This is a genomic window from Mycobacterium bulgaricum, from assembly GCF_041287165.2.
In the GTDB taxonomy this organism is placed as follows: domain Bacteria; phylum Actinomycetota; class Actinomycetes; order Mycobacteriales; family Mycobacteriaceae; genus Mycobacterium; species Mycobacterium bulgaricum.
Genome location: NZ_JBGGKV020000049.1, coordinates 1 through 305 on the forward strand (window position 1 = coordinate 1; position 305 = coordinate 305).

At 62.3% G+C, this 305-nt stretch carries 1 protein-coding gene; it reads right to left on the reverse strand.

The window, feature by feature from the left end; genetic code table 11:
* Nucleotides 1-116: 116 nt before the first annotated feature.
* Nucleotides 117-305: hypothetical protein (locus tag ACAG24_RS29515; RefSeq protein ID WP_374150822.1), on the reverse strand; the 189-nt coding region annotated here is incomplete at its 5' end.

The window sequence follows — 305 nt, forward strand, 5'->3', positions numbered from 1 at the left end:
AGCACTCGCCCTGAACTATCCCGAACGAATCAACCCCTACCTATAACCGGCCATCTACACAAAAATCTTGACAAGCTCCTTCGATCGTGATCAATGTGATCGCCGAACAGGATTCCCTACACGCTGATCCCGACCCTGAGATGCACGGCGAAGCACCACGCCGTTCCAGGACTTCGGCGAAGCCCGCGGCTGCGAAGCCAACCCCGGCCCCGGCCGAGCCCGCGGCCGCCGAGTCGGAGGTTGATCCTGTCGTCGACGCCGTGGCAGATTCGCAGGCTGAGGGCGCTGAGCCGTCCAAGCGGTTC